The 1,248-nt window shown below is 61.1% G+C and carries 1 protein-coding gene; it reads right to left on the reverse strand.

Annotated features, from left to right (window positions below; genetic code table 11):
* Positions 1–31 precede the first annotated feature (31 nt).
* A protein-coding gene (locus M3149_RS22615; protein ID WP_155885299.1) for an IS3 family transposase occupies positions 32–1,188 on the reverse strand; the annotation gives its coding sequence in 2 pieces (ribosomal slippage) (positions 32–921 and positions 921–1,188; 1,158 coding nt in all).
* Positions 1,189–1,248 lie beyond the last annotated feature (60 nt).

The following is a 1,248-nucleotide window of genomic DNA, read 5'->3' on the forward strand; positions in this document are numbered from 1 at the left end:
TGGGCTTCCCCCAGTTTCCCGGACGGTTTGCTTAGCCCATTAAGCCTTGCTCAAAGTCGACTGGGCTGAGGAAGTCTAGCTTTGAGTGTTTGCGCACCGGGTTGTAGAAGCGCTCGATGTAGTCGAACACGTCGGACCTGGCTTCTTCCCTTGTCCGGTACACCTTGCGGCTGAGCCTCTCGGTCTTCATGGATGAGAAGAAGCTCTCCATCGCGGCGTTGTCCCAGCATTCACCACGACGGCTCATGCTGCAGGTGATGCCCTGTGCCTTGAGCAGCTGCTGGAAGTCGTCGCTGGTGTACTGACTGCCCTGGTCCGAGTGATGCATCAGCGAGCTGGGTTTGCCGCGCCGCCAAAGGGCCATCAACAAAGCGTCGCTCACCATCTTGGCCTGCATGGTGTCGCTCATCGACCACCCCACGATGCGGCGTGAGTACAGGTCCATCACCGCTGCCGCATACAGCCAGCCCTCGGCCGTCCAGATGTAGGTGAAGTCGGCCACCCACTTCTGGTTCGGACCACTGGCCTCAAAGTCGCGCTGCAGATGGTTGGGCGCGATGTGGCTCTCAAGCCTGCTGCCTGTATCTCCTGGTAGCCTGCGTCGCTTGTGGCGAGCTTGCAGCTTGGCCAGGTGCATCAGCCGGATGACCCGGTTCATCCCGCAACTCTCGCCCAGCGCTCGAAGGTCGTGCCAGACGCGTGGACTGCCGTAGGTGCGGTCGCTGAGCTCGAAGCTCTCTCGGATGAGGCGGGTGAGCCTCGCGTCGTCCTGGCTGCGCTGGCTTGGCGCTCTGCCCATCCATTCATAGAAGCCGCTGTGGGAGACCGCCAGAACCCGGCACATGGTGCGGGTGGGCCAGACACTACGATGCCGCGCGATGAAGCCGTACTTCACTGCGGGTCCTTTGCAAAGTAGCCGAGCGCTTTTTTTAGGATGTCGCGCTCCGTGGTCACACGGCGCAGTTCGCGTTGCAACCGCTCCACCTCCGTTGCAGCCTCACTTCGAAGCGGTCGGTTTGGTCTGAGGTCCAACACTCCGCCACGCTCCTGCGTGACCCACCGCCTGAGCACGCTCGTCTGAATACCCAGGTCCCGCGCAATGTGCGTGGCGGTTGCTCCTGGCTGCTTGCACAGCTTCACCGCCTCACGTTTGAACTCGTCCGTGAAGCTCCTTCGGGTTCTTGTCATGCCTATCTCCTGAACACATCATGTCATTGGATGTGTCCGGGAAACTGGGGGAAGCCCAGT

Source organism: Hydrogenophaga intermedia (assembly GCF_023715105.1).
Classification (GTDB): domain Bacteria; phylum Pseudomonadota; class Gammaproteobacteria; order Burkholderiales; family Burkholderiaceae_C; genus Hydrogenophaga; species Hydrogenophaga intermedia_A.